The sequence below is a fragment of the Cellulosimicrobium sp. TH-20 genome (genome assembly GCF_002105775.1).
In the GTDB taxonomy this organism is placed as follows: Bacteria; Actinomycetota; Actinomycetes; order Actinomycetales; family Cellulomonadaceae; genus Cellulosimicrobium; species Cellulosimicrobium funkei.
Genome location: NZ_CP020857.1, coordinates 2019390 through 2035829 on the forward strand (window position 1 = coordinate 2019390; position 16440 = coordinate 2035829).

The following is a 16440-nucleotide window of genomic DNA, read 5'->3' on the forward strand; positions in this document are numbered from 1 at the left end:
GAGAGGGCACGGCAGGAGGCCCCGGGTGCGAGGACGTCCTCCCTGGGGTGGCGCGTCCGGCCGGTTGCCCCCGCAGGGGCCGGCGCACACAGGGCCTCACGCTGATCCGATGTCAATCGGTTCGCGCCCACCCTGCCTGATTCGAGGTTCAACTTCTACCCAGGACCCCCGCACCGGGGGCGATTCCAGGACGATTCTTGACCGAGCATCGTTGGAATGGTGCGGATGACGGCGGAACCGGGATCGTTATCCCTTCGTGATCTTGAGATGGTCAAGCGTTCGTGTTACGCGCGCGCCCGGGCGCGCGCGCCGGACGAACGGTGGTGCTCCGGGACCGGGCGGTCCGCGCCCCGGCCGGACGGCGTCGTCCTCGGTAGGCTGGTGCCGGGCGGGCCGCGGTCCCGTCCCGCGCGGACGGGAGCCCCCAGCGCAGCAACCGACCAGTCATCGGCAGCCACCGCGGAGCCGGCACCACCGGCCCCGCCGGCACCGAGAACGCACAGGAGAACCATGTCCACCACAGCGCAGGCCCCGACCTCCGGCGCCACCCCCGGCTTCGACGAGATCCCCGGCCGGTACAAGGTCCGCGACCTGTCCCTGGCCGAGGCGGGCCGCCACCAGCTCCGCCTCGCCGAGCACGAGATGCCCGGCCTCATGGCGCTGCGCGCCGAGTACGGGGAGTCGCAGCCGCTCGCGGGCGCCCGCATCGCCGGCTCCCTGCACATGACCGTGCAGACGGCCGTCCTCATCGAGACGCTCGTCGCGCTCGGCGCGCAGGTGCGCTGGGCGAGCTGCAACATCTTCTCGACGCAGGACGAGGCGGCGGCCGCCGTCGTCGTCGGACCGCACGGGACGCCCGAGGACCCGCAGGGCGTCCCGGTGTTCGCGTGGAAGGGCGAGAGCCTCGAGGAGTACTGGGACTGCACCGAGCAGATCCTCGTGTGGCCGGGGGACGAGTCGCCCAACCTCATCCTCGACGACGGCGGCGACGCCACGATGCTCGTCCACCTGGGCCTGCAGTACGAGCGCGCGGGCGTCGTCCCGCCGGACACGCTCCCGGGCGAGCCGGACCACACCCACGAGATGAACGTCGTGCGCGGGGTGCTGCGCCGCGCGCTCGAGGCCGACCCGCTGCGCTGGACGACGATCGCGCAGGAGATCCAGGGCGTCACCGAGGAGACGACGACGGGCGTGCACCGCCTCTACCAGCTCGCCGAGTCGGGCGAGCTGCTCTTCCCGGCGATCAACGTCAACGACTCGGTCACCAAGTCGAAGTTCGACAACAAGTACGGCATCCGCCACTCGCTGCCCGACGGCATCAACCGCGCGACCGACGTCCTCATGGGCGGCAAGGTCGCGTTCGTCGCGGGCTACGGCGACGTCGGCAAGGGCGCGGCCGAGGCGTTCCGCGGCCAGGGCGCGCGCGTCATCGTGTCCGAGGTCGACCCGATCTGCGCGCTCCAGGCCGCGATGGACGGCTACCAGGTCGCCCGGATCGAGGACGTGCTCGGCGAGGCCGACTTCTTCATCACGACCACGGGCAACAAGGACGTCATCCGCGCCGAGCACCTCGTCGCGATGAAGGACAAGGCCGTCGTCGGCAACATCGGCCACTTCGACAACGAGATCGACATGGCCGGCCTCGCCGAGGTGCCCGGGGTGTCGCGCACCGAGATCAAGCCCCAGGTCCACGAGTGGACGTTCGCGGAGCCGGGCCCCGACGGCCAGCCCGCGGGCCGCTCGGTCGTCGTGCTCTCCGAGGGCCGCCTGCTCAACCTGGGGAACGCGACGGGCCACCCGTCGTTCGTCATGAGCAACTCGTTCTCGAACCAGGTGATCGGCCAGATCGAGCTCTACCAGGACGCGACGGCCGCCGCGCGCGAGGGGCGCGAGCGCGCCTACGCGCGCCAGGTCTACCGGCTGCCCAAGGTGCTCGACGAGAAGGTCGCGCGCCTGCACCTCGACGCGCTCGGCGTCCGGCTCACCGAGCTCTCGCCGTCTCAGGCGGACTACCTGGGCGTCCCCGTCGAGGGGCCGTACAAGCCGGAGCACTACCGCTACTGAGCACTGCCCCGAGTCGTCCGGCACGCGCCGAGGAGGTCGCATGGACCCGTCGTCCGACGAGCGCACGCCGGTCGTGCCCTCGCCCCCCGCGGGCGAGGGCACGGCGGGGCCGGCCGACGAGGTGCGCGACGAGCCGCCGCCCGGCCGGGTGCGGCCGCTGTGGCACCGCGTGGGCGACCGCTGGGAGCGCGAGCCCCCGCACGACCTCCTGTACGGCGCGATCGTCGCGGGGTTCGTCATGGCGGTCTCCAGCGTGCACGCGCCGACGGGCGACCGCGTCGTGCTCGCGACGACCCTCGTGGCGGTGGGCTACTGGCTCGCGCACTGCTACGTGGACGCGGTGAGCGGACGCTTCCACGACACCGGGCACTCGCTGTGGGGCCGCACGGTCGTCGCGCTGCGGTCCAACGTCGGGGTGCTCCTCGGCGCGCTCCCCGGGATCGTCGTGTACCTCGTGGCGCTCGCGGCCGGGCTCGACGCCGAGGGCGCCGCCCTCGTCGCGGTGTGGTTCACCGTCGTCCTGCTCGGTGTGGTGGGGTTCCTCGCCGCGTACCGCGCGGGGGCGCGCGGAGGCCTGCTGGTGGGAGAGACGCTGCTCGCCGCGGCGTTCGGCGGCGTGGTCATCGCGGTCAAGTACCTGCTGCACTGACGGCAGGCACGGGGGTTGTCCCCACCCGGGTGCGGCGGACGCCACCCTGTCGTCGCCGCACGCGCGCGCCCAGACTGGCACCATGACTGCCGTGACCCCTGACCAGCCGAGCGTCGTGCCCGCGGGCGAGCCCTCGCCCGGCGCGCCCGAGGCGGCCGTGCCGACGCCGCACCCCTCCGCGGTGCCGTCGACGCCCGCCGCGCCGTCGGACCCCTCGGCGTCCGCCGTGGCCGCCGCGCCCGGGGTCCCGGGCGCGTTCGCGGGCTCGCAGCCCGACCCGCGGTACGTGGACCACCGCGAGCGGGTCGGCTTCGCGCGCGCACCGTTCGCGGGGCGCACGTGGCGCGAGTACGGGTACCTCTCGCTCGCGCTCCTGCTGGCGCCCTTCGCGTTCTCCTACGGGCTGTTCTCCGTGGTCTTCCTCGTCGCGATGATCGTGCCCGTCCTGGGCCTCGTCGTCGCGGGGTGGGTCGTGGTCGGCGGGCGCGGCTGGGGCTCGATGTACCGGTCGCTCGCGCGGTCCCTGCTCGGGGTCGACGTCGCCGCCCCCGCCCCGTACACGCGCCGCCGCGGCTTCTGGAGCACGCTGTGGAGCGGGATCGGCGACGGCACGGGGTGGCGGGCCGTGCTGTTCCTCCTCGTGACGTTCCCGCTCGCCATCCTGTCCTTCGTCGTGAGCACGGTGCTCCTCGCCGTCGGGCTGGGCGGCATGACGCACTGGCTCTGGTCGCGGTGGCTGCCCCCGCAGCAGGCCGCGGACGGGTCGTGGCACCGTGGCGCGCAGATCGGCGTCGACTGGTACGTCGACACGCCGGCGCGGCAGCTCGGCCTCGTGCTCCTCGGGGCGCTCTTCCTGTGGGTCTGGCCGCACGTGACCCGCGCGTTCGCGCACCTCTTCCGCGTGCTCACCGTCGCGCTGCTCGGCCCCACGCTGTCCAGCCTGCGCGTCGCCGACCTCGAGGAGTCGCGCGGGCGCACGGTCGAGGACGCCGACGCGAAGCTGCGCCGCATCGAGCGCGACCTGCACGACGGCACCCAGGCGCGCCTCGTCGCGGTCGCGATGCAGCTCGGCGAGGCCAAGGAGCAGCTCGCGGCGGGCGGCGACGCGGGCGACGCGCTCGAGCTCGTCGACCTCGCGCACTCGTCGACCAAGGAGGCGCTCGTCGAGCTGCGCGAGCTCGCTCGGGGCATCCACCCGCCCGCGCTCGACAACGGCCTCGCCGTCGCGCTCGAGACCCTCGCGGCGCGCTCGCCCCTGCCGGTGACGGTCGACGTCGACCCGGCCGTCGAGGCGTCCGGCCGGCTCGCCCCCGCGGTCGAGTCCATCGCGTACTTCTGCGTCGCCGAGCTCGTGACCAACGCCGTCAAGCACGCGCGCGCGACCGGGGTGTACGTGCTCGTGGAGCGCCAGGGCAGCGGCCGCGGGGCGCGCCTGCGCCTGCGGGTGCGCGACGACGGCCAGGGCGGCGCACGCGTCGTGCAGCCGGGCTCGGACGGGCACCGCTCCGGGCTCGCGGGTCTCGCGGAGCGCGTGCGCTCCGTGGACGGCTCGCTCGAGCTCACGAGCCCCGTGGGCGGCCCGACGGTCGTCACGGTCCTCCTGCCCGTGCGGGTCTGACGTGCTGCGCACGGACGGGACGGTCCTGCCCGGGCGGCGGGGCGGCGTCGGGCAGGATGTCCTCGGGGCACCACGCCCGCCCGGGCCGCCCGGCCCGTCCGACCGGAAGGACACCATGCGGCTCGTCATCGCCGAGGACTCCGCCATCCTGCGCGACGGTCTCGTCGCGCTCGTCACCCGCCGCGGCCACGAGGTCGCGGCGGCGGTCGCGGACGGCGACGAGCTCGTCGCACAGGTCGCGCGGCTCGCGGCGCAGGACGCGCTGCCGGACGTCGCCGTCGTCGACATCCGCATGCCGCCGACGTTCACCGACGAGGGGCTGCGCGCCGCGCTCGCGCTGCGCGCGGCGCACCCCGACCTCGGGGTGCTGCTGTTCTCCCAGTACGTCGAGACGCGGTTCGCGAGCGAGCTGCTCACGGGCGGGGCGCGCGGCGTCGGCTACCTCCTCAAGGACCGCGTCGCGGACGTCGGGGAGTTCGTCGACGCGCTCACGCGCATCGCCGCGGGCCAGACCGTCCTCGACCCGGAGGTCGTGAGCCAGCTCATGGGGGCGTCGCGGTCCGACGACGGTCTCGCGCGCCTCACGCCGCGCGAGACCGAGGTGCTCGAGCTCATGGCGCAGGGCCGCTCGAACTCCGCCATCGCGGAGGCCCTGTTCCTCTCCTACGGCGCGGTCGAGAAGAACGTCACCTCGATCTTCGGCAAGCTCGGGCTGCCGCAGGACGCCGGCGACCATCGCCGCGTCCTCGCGGTGCTGCGCTACCTCAAGGTCTGAGCAGCTCCAGGTCTCAGCGGCGCACGGTCCGAGCGGCGGGGGACAACCCCCCGGAACCTCGGTGGACGACCGCGACGCGGTCGGGGGACCGTCCCGTACCGGGACGAACGGGATTTTTCGAGACTGGTGAGCACCGGGAGACCTCCCGGGCCCGCCGACCGAGGAGCATCCCGTGGCCGTCCTGTCGCCACCCCCCGCCCGACCCCGCGCGTCGTCGCCCGTCCGCCCGGCTCAGCCCCGGCTCCGGGACACCGCCCCGCCGGCTCCGCGCCGGGACCGGCCCGGCACGGCGGCCGCAGCGGGCGAGGGCCCTCGCCGCCCGTCGCGCGACGTCTTCGTCGACGCGGTGCGCGCCGTCGCGACCCTCAGCGTCCTCACGGTGCACTGGCTCATGGCGGACGCGACGTGGGACGGCGAGCAGCTCCGGATCGGGAACGCGCTCGCGCACGGCGGAGGGTGGGCCGTGACGTGGGTGCTCCAGGTGCTCGCCCTGCTGTTCTTCGCGGCGGGCGCGTCGGCGGCGTACGGGCTGCGGCGGGCCGACGATCGCACGGGGACCGCGGCCCGGGGCCGGGTCGTGACCCGTCCGAGCGCCGTCGCCGACCTGGCCGACGGCGTCCGCCTCGCCGGCGCCCGGCTGCCCCGCCTGCTGCGTCCGGTGGCCGTCTTCGTCGGGGCGTGGGTGGTGGCCGTCGGCGTCCTGCTGGCCGTCGGGCTCCCGGCCGACGCCGTCCGCTCGCTCGCGACGCTCGCGCCGCAGCTCCTGTGGTTCCTCGCGGTCTACCTCGGCCTCGTCGTGCTCACGCCGCTCCTGCGCCGCGCGCTGCACGCCGCCGGCTGGTGGGCCGTCGCCGGTCTCGCCGCCGCCCCGCTCGCGGTCGAGGCGCTGCGGTTCGGCGCAGGCTTCGAGCGGCTCGCGCTCGTGAACGTGGTGCTCGTGTGGGCCGTGCCGTACGCCGTCGGGCTCCTCTACGCCGACGCCCGCTCCGGTCTGCGGGTCGTGCGCCGGGGCCGCCTCGTCCCCGTCGCCGCCGTGCCGCGTCCCGGGGTGCTCGTGGCCGTCGGGCTCGCCGCGGCGGCCCTCGCCGCCCTGCTCGTGGCCGTCGGGCCCTACCCGGTCTCGCTCATCGGCATGCCGGGCGACACGATGTCCAACCTGGGGCCGCCGACCGCGCCCGTCGTGCTGCACGCCGTCGCGCTCGTCGCGCTCGCGCTCGCTGCGCGGGGACCGCTCGTGCGCTGGGCCGACGGCCGGGGACGGTCCGTCGTCCGCGGTCTCGCACGGCGCTCGATGACCGTGTACCTGTGGCACCTCACCGCGATGGTGGTCGTGGTCGGGGTCGTCCTCGTGGTGCTCGGCCAGGAGCTCCCTGCCGTGGGCGGCGCCGACTGGTGGGCGAGCCGACCCGTCTGGTTCGGTGCGTTCGCCCTCGTGCTCGTCGGGATCGCGCGCGTCGTCGGGCGGTTCGAGGACGCCCCGGGGAGGCGCCGCACGCGTCAGCGCGTCGGGTCGGGCACCGAGTAGGGGAGCCGGTGGAGCAGCTCGGCCTGCTCGCGCGCGGCGGCCTGCGCGCGCTGGGCCGTCGCGCGGTCCCGGTCCCGGCGCTCGGTGAGCACGGCGAGCAGGAACGTCTCGGGGTGGGTGCCGGGCGGCGGGCCCGGCGCGACGTACCGCTCGACCTGCCCCGCGAGCTCCTGGCCGAGCCGCGCGCGCGACGCCGGGTGCAGGCGGGCGGCGCGCCCGAGGAACTGCCGGGCGGCGAGCGCGAGGCCGTCCGGCAGGCGCCGCATGTCCGCGTGCGCGGCCCACGCGGCGAGGTAGGGCGGCATCGCGAGGGGGGCGAGCGTCGGTCGCCCGCCCCGCACGCGGATCGCGTACGTGCCCGCGGCCATGTCGCCGAGCCGCTTGCCCTTGTCGTTCGTCAGCGACGCGACCAGCGCGACCGAGCCGAACGTCAGCCAGATCTCCCCGACCCCGACGAGCGCCCGCAGGAACGCGTGCCGGAACCGGACCGGGCCGCCGTCGTCGCGCACGACCCGGATGCCGAGCGCGAGCTTGCCGAGCGAGCGCCCGCGCGAGAGCGTCTCGACCGTGGTCGGGATGACGACCATGACGAGGACCGAGAAGGCGATGAGGATCGCGGTGACCATGTCCAGCTCGAGCGACCCCAACGAGGCGCCGAGCACGAAGAGCGTGGCGACGAAGAACACGAGCACGACGAGCAGGTCGAGCGCGAGCGCCAGCCCGCGCGTCGCGAACGACGCCGGTCGCGCGTCCAGGACCACGCCCTCGCCGATCACGATGCCTTCGCGCACGCCCGCTCCCGTCCTCGCCGTCGCGGGTCCTGCCCGCCCGTCGGTCGGCGCACCGGTGGCACGCCCCGTGTGGCAGGGTATCGGTCGTGGACCTCGACGCCTTCACCGACGTGCACGGCGCGGAGTGGGACCGCCTCGACGCGCTCGTCCGCCGCCGCACGCTCGACGGCGCGGAGGCCGACGAGCTCGTCCGGCTCTACCAGTCCGTCGCCACGCACCTGTCGACCGTGCGCTCCGTCGCGCCGGACCCGGTGCTCATCTCGCGCCTGTCCGTGCTCCTCGGGCGCGCCCGCACGCGCATCGCGGGGGCGCACGAGCCCGCGTGGCGGGACGTCGTGCGGTTCCTCACCGTGTCCCTCCCGGCCGCGCTCTACCGGATCCGGTGGTGGTCGGTCGGCGTGACCGCCGCCTTCCTCCTCGTCGCGGTCGTCGCGGGCGTCTGGGTCGCGACGACGCCCGAGGGCCTCGCGTCCATGGGGCCGCCCAGCGTCCAGGAGGACTACGTGAACGACGCGTTCGCGTCCTACTACGACCCGGGCGTCGACTTCGCCGCCGTCGTGTGGACCAACAACGCGCGGATCGCGGCCTTCTGCGTGGGCCTGGGGATCACGGGCGTCTTCCCCGTGTGGGTGCTGTTCCAGAACGCGGTCGGCGTCGGCTCGATCGGCGGCATGATGGCCGCGCACGGCGAGCTCCCGCTCTTCCTCCAGCTCATCGCGCCCCACGGGCTGCTCGAGCTCATGTCGATCTTCGTCGCCGGCGCCGCCGGGCTGCGGATCTTCTGGGCGTGGATCGACCCCGGCCCGCTGCCGCGCTCGCGCGCCCTCGCGCAGGAGGGCCGGGCGCTCGTCACCGTCGCGATCGGCCTCGCGATCGCGCTCGCGGTCTCCGGCGTCATCGAGGGGTTCGTCACCGGGTCGGACCTGCCGTGGTGGCTCAAGATCGCGATCGGGGCCGTCGCGCTCGCGGCGTTCTGGGTCTACACGATCGTGCTCGGGCGCCGCGCGGTCCGGGCCGGAGAGACGGGCGACCTCACGGCCGACCACGCGGGCGACGCGGCCCCCGTCGCGGCCTGACCCACGACGCCGGGCGTCAGTCGTCGAGCACGACGCGCGCCCGCGCGTGCGGCCACCCGCACCGCACCCAGTCCTCGGCGCGCGCGACGACCTCGTCGCGCACCGCGGGGTCGCGCAGGCGGTCGGCGAGGCTCGGCGCCTCGCCGCCGGACGCGCCGGGGCCGCTCCGTGCGCGCAGGGGCCGCACCTCGACGTGCACGACGACGTCCGTCCCGTCGGCCGGGCGCGTCCCGTCGGCCGGGGCCGCCGCTCGGGCGCCGCGCGCGGCCGCTGTTCGGGCGATGGGGGTGCCCGGGGCCGCTGCTCGGGCGCTGCGCGCCGCCGGTGCCGCCGGGCGGGCCGTCCAGGCGCCGGCGACGCGGCCGTCGACGAGGACCGCTGCCGCGACCTGACCGTTGACGCTCACGACGCTCGTGACCGGCAGGTCCCCGAGGACGCGCGTGCGGTCGTCGTGGGACAGGAGCAGGTTGTCGAAGTCGCCCGCGAGGACCACGGGCACGGGCTCGTCGCCCGGCGGGCGCGGCGCGTCGGGCAGGTCGAGGAGCTCGGTGCCGGCCGGGCCGGTGAACGTCACGAGCTCGGGCCGCAGCACGTCGACCGCGGCGCGCAGCCGGGTCAGGCCCGCCCAGCGCTGCGCGTCGGCCACCGACGCCGGGCCGAACGCCGCGAGGTACTGGCGCACGAGCCGCACGCGCGCCGCGAGCGTCGCGTCCGGGTCCGTGCCGTGCGCGACGGCGTCGAGGGCGTCGTCGGCCCGACCGAGCCAGGCCTGCGCCGTCGTCCAGGTGGTCGTCGTGCCCGCGCCGCTCGCGCCCCACAGGCCGCGGGGCGGGACCTGCACGAGCGGGAGCAGGCAGCGCGCCGCGTACGCGAGGTGCTTCGGGTCGACGTCGGGCCAGCGCTCCGCGAGGCGCCGCCCCAGCTCGACCGACGTCAGCGGCTCCGCGAGCAGGTCGCGCGCCGCGCGCTCGAGGTCGTCGAGGTCGACGTGCGCGAGCGCGGTCCCGTGCTGGTTCCGCGACCGCAGGTAGGTCGCCAGGCCGGGTCGGGCGAGCGCCGTCAGCTCGAGCGCGTCGTCGGCCGCGACGAGGTGCACCGTGCCGCGCAGCGTCGCGACGCGCACCACCTGGCGGTCGAGCAGGCGGTCGCCCAGGTCGTCCGGCGCGAAGCCCGCCAGGCGCGACCAGAGCGCCGGGTACGGCGACGACGGGACCTGCGACTGCAGGCCGACGAGGTGCCGCACCTCGTCCAGCACGGTCGCGTCGCGCGGGGCCGCGAGGTGCTGGCGCGCGAGCAGCGCCCGGTTGAGGTCGTCGTGGCTCAGCCGCGGCCCGAACCGCTCGTCGGCCATCGGCCCGTCAGGACAGGACGATCGCGAGCGCCGGGACGAGGAACGTCGCAAGCAGCGCCACCACGACGATGATCGCGACGCGACGGTTGCGCCGGACGCGCTGCCGGGGATCGGTCGGCTGCCAGGCCACGGGAGTCTCCTGAGGTCGGGATGGACGTGCTGGACGACCCTACCTCCCGCCCCTGACGGTCGGGGGAGAGGGCCCCTGCACCACCTCCCGCGAGGTAGAGGCCTGGCCTCCCGAGGTAGAGCCGTGGTTCCGCGAGGTAGAGGCGTGGGTTGCGCGAGGTGGAGCCGTGGTTCCGCGAGGTAGAGGCGTGGGTTGCGCGAGGTGGAGCCGTGGTTGCGCGAGGTGGAGCCGTGGTTCCGCGAGGTAGAGCGTTGGTTCCGCCAGGTAGAGGCGTGGTCGCCCAGGGTGGGCCTGCCCACGCTCGGAGGGACGACGACGTCGGGCCACCTCAGACGGGTTGCGCGCCGACCGGACGGTCGTGGCGCCCGACAGGGCGCTTCTGGTGGCCCGGCGCCGCAGACGGAGCCGGGATCCCTGCTCGGCGAACCCGGGCACCCTCGTCCCGTGAGACCTGGCCTCTACCTCGCGCGGCCTCGGCTCTACCTCGTGGGACGACGCCTCTACCTCGTGAGACCGGGCCTCTACCTCGTGCGACCGTGGCTCTACCTCGTGCGACCGTGGCTCTACCTCGCGCGACCACCGGCTCCGGCTCGGTGGCCCCCGGCGGGGGCTCAGAGGCGGCCGGCCGCCTTGAGCGCGAGGTAGGTGTCGGCGAGGCGGGGGGCGAGGTCGTCGGGGAGGGCGTCGACGACCTCGACGCCGCGCTGGCGCAGGACCGTCGTCACGGCGGCGCGCTCGATCTCGCCGCGCGCGGCGGCCGCGGCGTCGTACACCTCGGCGGTCCCGGTGCGGTCGTCGCGCAGGGCGGCGACCTCGGGGTCGCCCGCCGCGGCGAGCACGACCTGGTGCTTGGCCGTGAGCTGCCCGACGACGGGCAGCAGGCCGGACTCGACGGCAGCGGCGTCGAGCGTCGACAGGAGCACGACGAGCGCGCGCTGCGACAGGCGCTCGTGGACGGTGCCGACGAGGCCGGGCCAGTCGGTCTCGAGGAGCGCGGGCTCGAGCGGCGCGAGGGCGTCCGCCATGGCGGGCATGAGGCGCGGCCCGGCGGCCCCCGCGACGCGCGAGCGCACGGTGCGGTCGTAGGCGACGAGCTCGACGCGGTCCCCGGCGCGCCCCGCGAGCGCGGCGAGCAGGAGCGCCGCCTCGATGCTCGCGTCGAGGCGCGGCGCGTCCCCGACGCGCGCCGCGGACGTGCGGGACGTGTCGACGACGATGAGCACGCGGCGGTCGCGCTCGGGCCGCCACGTGCGCACGACCATGTCCCGGCCGCGCGCCGACGCGCGCCAGTCGATCGAGCGGACGTCGTCGCCGAGCACGTACTCGCGCAGCGAGTCGAACTCGGTGCCCTCGCCGCGCACCTGCACCGCGGCGCGCCCGTCCATCTCGCGCAGGCGCGCGAGGCGGCTCGGGAGGTGGCGTCGCGACGCGAACTCGGGGAGCACGCGCAGCCGCCCGGGCACGGGGATCGACGCCTGGCGCGCGGCGAGCCGCAGCGGGCCGAACGAGCGGATCGTCACGCGGTCCGCGACGCGCTCGCCGCGGCGCGTCGGGACGAGCACGGTCGTCACGCGCGTCGCCTCGCCGGGCGGCAGATCGACGTCGTGCCGGTTGACCTGGGTCCCCGCGGACGGCGGCCACGCGTCGCGCACGAGCGCGCGCAGCCGCCGCGGGGCGAGGTTCGTCAGCGTGAGCCGGGACGCCGTCGCGTCGGTGAGCCGCACGGAGCCCGCGACGCGCCGCTCGATCGCGACACGCCGCGGGGACGCCGCGAGGGCCGCGTCGAGCGCGCACAGCGCGACGACGAGCAGCGTCCACACGAGCACCGTCCCCGGCACGGGGACGAGCAGCACGGGGACGATCCCGAGCGCCGCCAGCACGACGGCGCGCCACGTCAGGGCCACGAGCGACGCCTCAGCGGGGGACGGGGACGGACGCGAGCACGGTGTCGAGCACGCTCTCGGCCGTCACGCCCTCCAGCTCGGCCTCGGGCCGCAGCTGCACGCGGTGGCGCAGCGTGGGGTGCGCGAGGGCCTTGACGTCGTCCGGCGTCACGTAGGAGCGGCCCGAGAGCCACGCCCACGCGCGCGACGTGGCGAGCAGCGCCGTCGCGCCACGCGGGGACACGCCGAGGGACAGCGAGGGGGAGTGGCGCGTCGCGCGGCACACGTCGACGGCGTAGCCGAGCACCTCGCGCGCGACCTGGACGCGCGCGACCTCCGCGCGGGCGCGGTCGAGCACGTCGCGCCCGGCGACGGCGCGCACCCCGGCGCCCGCGAGGTCGCGCGGGTTGAAGCCGGCGGCGTGCCGCGCGAGCACCTCGACCTCCTGCTCGCGCTCCGGCAGCGGCAGCACGACCTTGAGCAGGAAGCGGTCGAGCTGCGCCTCGGGCAGCGGGTACGTGCCCTCGTACTCGACGGGGTTCTGCGTCGCGATGACGAGGAAGGGGTCGGGCAGCGGGCGCGGCGTCCCGTCGACCGAGACCTGCCGCTCCTCCATGGCCTCCAGGAGCGACGCCTGGGTCTTGGGGGGCGTGCGGTTGATCTCGTCGGCGAGCAGGAGGTTCGTGAAGACCGGGCCCTCGCGGAACGAGAACTCGGCGGTCCGCGCGTCGTACACGAGCGAGCCCGTGACGTCGCCGGGCATGAGGTCGGGCGTGAACTGCACGCGCTTCGTGCCGAGGTCGAGCGACGCGGCGAGCGTGCGCACGAGCAGCGTCTTGGCGACGCCGGGCACGCCCTCGAGCAGCACGTGGCCCTTGCAGAGCAGCGCGATGAGCAGGCTCGTCACGGCGCCGTCCTGCCCGACGACGGCCTTGCCGACCTCGCTGCGGACGGCGGCGAGCGCCTGCCGCAGCTCGGGCGACGGCGCGGGCGGGGCGTCGTGCACCGGTGCGGGGGTCGGGGTCGGGGCCGGCGTGGCGGGCGCATGGCCCTGGGCGTACGGCGCCTGCGGGGCGGGTGCCTGCGGTCCGGGCCGGTGCGCGGGCTGGCCGGCGGCCGCGCTCACGCGGTCGGCGGCGCCCGGGTCCTGGGCGGGCGGCGCGTAGCGGTCGGGCTGCGGCACGGAGCCGTCGGGGTGGTGCGTCACGAGTGGTAGACCTCGCTCTCGATCCGGTCAAGGTGACGCGCGAGCTCGAGCAGCGCCGCGTCGTCGGCGGGTGGTGGTCCGTACAGGAGCTGGGCGACCTGGTCGCCCGGCCGACCCGTCGCGCGGGCGACGGCGTCGACGACGGTGGGGGCGTCGGCCGAGCGGGGCAGGCCGAGGCGGTGCGCGAGGCGGTCGGCGGCGCTCGCGCGCAGCCCCGCGGCGGCGTGGCCGCGCGCCCCGGCGCGCCGGTAGAGGCGGCCGCGACCGCGCGTCGTCTCGGCGGCGCGCACGATCACCGGCAGGTCCTCCGTGACGAGGGGGCCCAGCCGGCGGCCGCGCCACAGCACGACCACGAGCAGCACGACGAGCGCCTGGAGGGCGACGACGCCGAACCACGGCGGCAGGGACAGGCCGGGGGTCGTGCTCCCGTCGTCGGCGAGCGACGTGTCGAACGGGTCGGGCACGAGCCACACGAGTCGGTCGTGCGCGCCGAGCGTCCAGAGCGCGAGCGCGGCGTTGCCGTCCTCGGTGACCGAGTCGTTGCGCAGGACGGCGGGCGTGTCCACCGCGCGCACCGTGCGCCCGTCGGCCTCGTGCACGAGGTAGGCGCCCAGGGACGGGTCGTCGGGGGAGGGGAAGCAGAGGACGGTCGCGTCGTCGAGCGCGACGAAGCCGACACCGTCGGAGCGGATCGAGCCCGCGGCCTGCGCGGCCGGGTCCGCGCAGCGCGCCGGTCGTGCCGACCCGCCGGAGCCCCAGTCGTACGCGAGCTCCGCGCCGCCGTCGGTCGCGGCGGCGAGCAGGTGGTCGGGCGGCGCGACGAGCACGAGGTCGGCGGGGGTCCCGACGAGCGCGTCCACCTGCTCGTCGAGCAGGTAGTCGCCCTGCGCGACGAGGAGCGTGCCGCCCTCCTCGGCGGCGCGCACCGCGTCGGCGACCGTGCGCACGTAGGTGACCTCGACGCCCTGGTCGCCCAGCACCTGCGCGACCGCGCGCGCCCCGGCGGGGCCCGGGTTGTCCGGTGCGAGCGGTGTGGCCGACGTCGCGGGCCGCGCGAGCGCCGTCAGCCCGGCGAGCAGCAGCAGCGCGCCGACGACGGCGACGGGCCAGCGCGCCCGGCGCCAGCGGCTGCGGGCCCGCGAGCGGGCGGTCGTGCCGTCGCCGACGACGGGCACGTAGGCGGTCGTCACGGCCCGCGGGTCGCCCGCCGCGCCCGCGGAGGGCGCCGCGCCGGGCGGTACGGAGGACGTCGTCGGGGCGCTCATGCGCCGTCACCGGGCGCGGACGCGGCGAGCTCCGCACGGAGCGCGGGGCGCGTCGCGAGCGTCCGCTCGTCGAGCGCGCGCAGGAAGGCGTCCGCCTCCGGGCCCACGGTCACGGCGCCGTACGCGACGTCGTCGAACAGGTGCGCGCCGCGCTCGAGCCCGTCGGCGACGTCGGGCAGGCGCTCGCCCGCCGTCCGCGCGGCCTCCCACGCGGTCCGTCCGGGACGCGGGTCGAGGACCGCGCGCTCCTCCAGCGAGCGCACGACGCCGCGGAAGCGTTCGAGCGCGGCGGTCGCCCAGTCGGCGCGGGCCGCGGCGGCGTCGGCCGCGGCCCGCATCTCGGCCGCGGTGCGCGCGTCGTCGTCGAGCACGACCACCGAGGCCTTCGCCCGGCGCGACAGGCGCACCGGGCCGGCGACCCAGTAGGCCACCGCCGCGACGAGGGCGACCGCCACGACGACGACCACCGCCGTCAGCGGGCCGCCGAGGTCGAGCGTGGGCGCGCCGTCGAACAGTCCCTGGAGCCACTCGAGGAACCGCTGCAGGAGCGACGGGTCCGTGCGGTACTCCGGCCCGGCGAGCTCGCCGACGAGCCACCGCCGGGCCTCGTCGGCGCCGGGCTGCACGGGCACGTCGGCCGCGAGCGACCGCACGGTCATGCGGGCGGCTGCTCGCTCGCCGCCGCGGCGAGCTCGACGTCCAGGCCCTCGCGGCGCATGCGCACGTCGATGTAGAGCAGGGCGACGATGCAGCCCAGGAAGACCGAGGTGAGGATCATCGAGAGCGCGACGCCGATCGCCTGCACGAGGTGGTACAGGAAGGTCTGGCCCGCCATGAGCAGGAACGACGCGGCGAGGCTCGCGGGGTACGCGACGATGCCGGAGACGAAGCTCATCGCCACGAGGGCGAGCAGGTAGATGCCGAACAGCCGCCAGAAGCTGCCGCGGGTGAGGAGCCACGCCCGCTTGACGGTTTGCCAGAACGGCTGCCCCTCCAGCGCCAGGGCGGGAGGCACGAGGCCGGTCCGCGTCCCGACCCAGACGAGGAGCACGGGCCAGGCGAGCAGGGCGACGACGATGAGGAACGCGCCGAGCCCCTCGGAGACCGCGAAGCCCGCGACGACGAGGAGCGTGGCCAGGCCGAGCGCCACGGACGCGGCCAGGCCGGTCAGCAGGGGGAACGCGATGAGGAACCACGTGCGCCGTCCGACCTGGGACCAGACCTCGCCGACGCCGGCCTTGCGCCCGATCGCGGACTGGCCGACGGAGACCGTGAGGAGACCCGCGATGATCGGCGCGGCGAAGAACGTGGTCACCTGGATGCCGAGGGAGCTCGCGAGCGTCGTGGCGAAGCTCTCGTCGAAGCCGGGGAAGGTGGCCTCGTCCAGCACGACGTCGAAGTACTGGGCGACGTAGCCGGAGAACGCCCAGCCGAGGAAGGTGCCGAGCAGCGTCGCCACCACGACGACGAGCGCGCTCATGCCGAGCACGACCCGGGGGTTGTGGCGGATCGCGCCGAACGCGCCGTCGAAGATCTCGCCGAGCGACAGCGGGCGCAGCGGGATGATGCCGGGCTTCGCCGCGGCCGGCGCGTAGGGCGCGCCCGCGAGGCCGGGCGGCGGGCCGTAGCCCGGCGCGCCGTACTGCTGCTGCCCGTACTGGCCCTGCCCGAACTGCTGCTGGCCGTAACCGGGCTGCTGGCCGTATCCGGGCTGGCCGTACCCCGGCTGCTGGCCGTAGCCGGGCTGGCCGTACCCCGGCTGCTGCTGGCCGTACCCCGGCTGTCCCGGAGCGGCGCCGGGCGCACCCCACGCGCCGGGTGCGGGCGGCTGGTCCGTCGGCGGGTGCTGACCGGGCTCCTGGCCGGGCGCGTACTGGCCGTACCGCGGCTGGGGCGCCGACGAGCCGGGCGCACCGTAGCCGGGGGCGCCGTACGAGGGCGCGCCCCAGCCGCTCGCGTCGCCGCCCGGACCGGGCGCGGCGGGCGGCGTGGGGCCGGGGGCCGCCGTCGGGTCGGGCGTGGCACCGTCCGGCGTGCCGGAGGTGTCGGGTGTGCTCATGTGCTCGTGGTCCCCCGCGATCGGCTCGGGCGTCGGTCCAGGCCGCC

General features: G+C 76.3%; 14 protein-coding genes. 6 read left to right on the forward strand and 8 right to left on the reverse strand.

Annotation, left to right across the window (positions count from 1 at the left end):
- Positions 1–510 precede the first annotated feature (510 nt).
- The 5 genes from ahcY (at position 511) to B8281_RS08960 (ending at position 6631) form a co-directional block, all read left to right on the forward strand.
- Positions 511–2064, forward strand: a complete 1554-nt coding sequence (gene ahcY, locus B8281_RS08940; protein ID WP_021483170.1) for an adenosylhomocysteinase — start codon at positions 511–513, stop codon at positions 2062–2064.
- A gap of 40 nt (positions 2065–2104) precedes the next feature.
- Positions 2105–2713, forward strand: coding sequence for a hypothetical protein (locus B8281_RS08945; protein ID WP_085387527.1), 609 nt, complete (start codon positions 2105–2107; stop codon positions 2711–2713).
- Positions 2714–2795: 82 nt separating this feature from the next.
- Positions 2796–4331 (forward strand): sensor domain-containing protein, encoded by a 1536-nt coding sequence (locus B8281_RS08950; RefSeq protein WP_085387528.1) that lies wholly within the window; start codon positions 2796–2798, stop codon positions 4329–4331.
- A 115-nt stretch (positions 4332–4446) separates the two neighbouring features.
- Positions 4447–5106, forward strand: a complete 660-nt coding sequence (locus tag B8281_RS08955; RefSeq protein ID WP_034651737.1) for a response regulator transcription factor — start codon at positions 4447–4449, stop codon at positions 5104–5106.
- Between the two features lie 172 nt (positions 5107–5278).
- Entirely contained in the window at positions 5279–6631 is a 1353-nt protein-coding gene (locus tag B8281_RS08960) for an acyltransferase (protein WP_232322742.1), read from the forward strand.
- Here B8281_RS08960 and B8281_RS08965 read toward each other — a convergent pair.
- Entirely contained in the window at positions 6604–7422 is an 819-nt protein-coding gene (locus B8281_RS08965; protein WP_074807620.1) for an RDD family protein, read from the reverse strand. The genes B8281_RS08960 and B8281_RS08965 overlap by 28 nt on opposite strands.
- An 86-nt stretch (positions 7423–7508) precedes the next feature.
- On the opposite strand from B8281_RS08965, the gene B8281_RS08970 reads away from it, so the two are divergent.
- Complete coding sequence (locus B8281_RS08970; RefSeq protein WP_085387529.1) at positions 7509–8498, forward strand: stage II sporulation protein M; 990 nt, start codon at positions 7509–7511, stop codon at positions 8496–8498.
- A gap of 16 nt (positions 8499–8514) precedes the next feature.
- Here B8281_RS08970 and B8281_RS08975 read toward each other — a convergent pair whose 3' ends face one another.
- The 7 genes from B8281_RS08975 to B8281_RS09000 form a co-directional block, all read right to left on the reverse strand.
- A complete protein-coding gene (locus tag B8281_RS08975; RefSeq protein ID WP_085387530.1) occupies positions 8515–9849 on the reverse strand; it encodes a winged helix DNA-binding domain-containing protein in 1335 nt (444 codons plus the stop codon).
- 7 nt (positions 9850–9856) lie between these two features.
- Positions 9857–9979: a hypothetical protein gene (locus B8281_RS19970; RefSeq protein ID WP_255179365.1), complete on the reverse strand. Its 123-nt coding sequence runs from the start codon at positions 9977–9979 to the stop codon at positions 9857–9859.
- A 611-nt stretch (positions 9980–10590) separates the two neighbouring features.
- A complete protein-coding gene (locus tag B8281_RS08980; protein ID WP_085387531.1) occupies positions 10591–11883 on the reverse strand; it encodes a DUF58 domain-containing protein in 1293 nt (430 codons plus the stop codon).
- A gap of 10 nt (positions 11884–11893) precedes the next feature.
- A complete protein-coding gene (locus B8281_RS08985; RefSeq protein ID WP_369824954.1) occupies positions 11894–13069 on the reverse strand; it encodes an AAA family ATPase in 1176 nt (391 codons plus the stop codon).
- Complete coding sequence (locus tag B8281_RS08990; protein WP_232322743.1) at positions 13066–14334, reverse strand: DUF4350 domain-containing protein; 1269 nt, start codon at positions 14332–14334, stop codon at positions 13066–13068. Before B8281_RS08990 ends, B8281_RS08985 begins: the two co-directional genes overlap by 4 nt.
- Positions 14331–14993: a DUF4129 domain-containing protein gene (locus B8281_RS08995; protein WP_085387532.1), complete on the reverse strand. Its 663-nt coding sequence runs from the start codon at positions 14991–14993 to the stop codon at positions 14331–14333. The genes B8281_RS08990 and B8281_RS08995 overlap by 4 nt, the downstream gene beginning before the upstream one ends.
- Positions 14990–16393: a hypothetical protein gene (locus B8281_RS09000; RefSeq protein WP_085387533.1), complete on the reverse strand. Its 1404-nt coding sequence runs from the start codon at positions 16391–16393 to the stop codon at positions 14990–14992. Before B8281_RS09000 ends, B8281_RS08995 begins: the two co-directional genes overlap by 4 nt.
- Between the last annotated feature and the right edge of the window lie 47 nt (positions 16394–16440).

Coding starts and splice junctions, on each gene's coding strand:
- B8281_RS09000 (WP_085387533.1), bottom strand. CDS start 16,393: ATGAGCACACCCGACACCTCCGGCACGCCGGACGGTGCCACGCCCGAC.
- B8281_RS08950 (WP_085387528.1), top strand. CDS start 2,796: ATGACTGCCGTGACCCCTGACCAGCCGAGCGTCGTGCCCGCGGGCGAG.
- B8281_RS08945 (WP_085387527.1), top strand. CDS start 2,105: ATGGACCCGTCGTCCGACGAGCGCACGCCGGTCGTGCCCTCGCCCCCC.
- B8281_RS08990 (WP_232322743.1), bottom strand. CDS start 14,334: ATGAGCGCCCCGACGACGTCCTCCGTACCGCCCGGCGCGGCGCCCTCC.
- B8281_RS08995 (WP_085387532.1), bottom strand. CDS start 14,993: ATGACCGTGCGGTCGCTCGCGGCCGACGTGCCCGTGCAGCCCGGCGCC.
- B8281_RS08955 (WP_034651737.1), top strand. CDS start 4,447: ATGCGGCTCGTCATCGCCGAGGACTCCGCCATCCTGCGCGACGGTCTC.
- ahcY (WP_021483170.1), top strand. CDS start 511: ATGTCCACCACAGCGCAGGCCCCGACCTCCGGCGCCACCCCCGGCTTC.
- B8281_RS08975 (WP_085387530.1), bottom strand. CDS start 9,849: ATGGCCGACGAGCGGTTCGGGCCGCGGCTGAGCCACGACGACCTCAAC.